The sequence below is a fragment of the Saccharopolyspora sp. genome (genome assembly GCF_017434145.1).
GTDB classification, from domain to species: domain Bacteria; phylum Actinomycetota; class Actinomycetes; order Mycobacteriales; family Pseudonocardiaceae; genus Saccharopolyspora_C; species Saccharopolyspora_C galaxeae.
Window position 1 is genome coordinate 1 of sequence record NZ_JAFRFW010000554.1, and the last position, 1,514, is coordinate 1,514.

The window sequence follows — 1,514 nt, forward strand, 5'->3', positions numbered from 1 at the left end:
TCCGGCCGCAGCACCGCGGCCGGATCCGTCGCCAGGTAGCGCGCCGCCGCGCGATGCGCCCGCTGCGGGTCGAAGTCGTCGTCGTTCCAGGCGAAGTCCGCAGCGCCGGTCTCGACGACCTTGCTGGCCGCGGCCTGGTTCATCGGGTTCACCGCGTCGCCGACGAGGTGCTGGCTCAGCCCCGGCTCGCGCCGGTCGTACGGCCCGAGCAGCAGCCTGCCCTGCGCCTTCTTGAAGTCGTTGACCGGGTAGTTGTCCCACAGGTACACCTTGCGGCCCCAGAGCTGCGCGGCCTGCTCGGCGTCGGAGACCGTGATCTGCTTGGGGATCACGCCGTCGCCGGTCCACATCAGCACCACGCGCGGGTCGAGCCCCTCGCTCAGCGCCGTCTTGTAAGGCGACTCGTCCAGGTCGGAGTACTCCGTCGGCACGGTCTGCACCGGGCGCGCGCCGGGATGGGTGTCGATGAACTCCCGCTGCACCCGGTTGAGCAGATCCTTCTGCGCCCGGCCGGCGGCGGCCTCGTTCGGCGGGCCGTAGCGCGCCTGGTCCTGCCCGCAGTTCCAGCGGGTGTAGGAGATGTCGTCGAACGGCACCGAGAAGTCCCGCACCCCGGAGTCGTACATGGTCTGCAGCTTGTCCTGCAGCGCCTGGAAGTCCGCCGGGTCGCTGAAGCAGATCGAGTTCCCCGGCGAGAGCGCGAACGTGAAGTTCACGTGGTGCGCGCCCGCCTGCCCGATCAGCTCCCGCACCTGCCCGAGCTTGTCCGGCGGGTACGGCTCGCGCCAGCGCTCCCGGTGGAACGGGTCGTCCTTCGGCGCGTAGATGTAGGTGTTGAACTTGACGTCGCCGTAGAAGGCCAGCTGGTCCATCCGCTCGGCGTGCGTCCACGGGGTGCCGTAGAAGCCCTCGATCGAACCGCGCAGCGGCATGTTCGGCTGGTCCACCACGCCGACCCCGGCGATCCGGCCCGGCGAGGTGAGTTGCCGCATCGTCTGCACCGCGTAGTAGGCGCCTGCGGGATCGGACGCGCCGAGGATCACCGAGTCCTTGCCGCCGGACGCGGCGAACACGTAGCCCTCGGCGGGCAGCGGCGACGGCGAACCCCAGTAGTTGTCCTGCAAGCCCTTCGTCACGCCGGGCGAGCTCCGGTCGCCGATGCGCACCCGCAGCGTGGCGTCCTGCACCGGCGGCCCCGGCGGCCGCACCACGACCTCGGAGGCCCCGGCCGAGCGCAGCACGTTCTCGGCCAAGTCCCGGGTCTGCCGGTCGACCAGCGGGTCCAGCACCAGCTCGACCTTGCCGCGCACCGCGACGTCGTCACCGAGCCGTTCCATCTTCTGCGGCTGCGGCACCACCTGCGGAACGCCTTCGGCCGGGAAGGAGTCCGGCCCGGAGACCTCTTCGTTCCCGGGCGGTGCCTGCTCCGGCGGGGCACCGGCGGTGCAGCCCGCGGCGAGCATCGCCGCGCTGATCAGTGCGGCCACCGGAGCGGCGAGCCGGCGCAACGGAAA

1 protein-coding gene is annotated in these 1,514 nt (G+C 71.5%); it reads right to left on the reverse strand.

Going from position 1 to position 1,514, the window contains the following annotated elements; translation table 11 throughout:
* The coding region (locus IJH84_RS15395; protein WP_367269029.1) for a beta-N-acetylglucosaminidase domain-containing protein at positions 1-1,514 on the reverse strand (1,514 nt) is incomplete at both ends.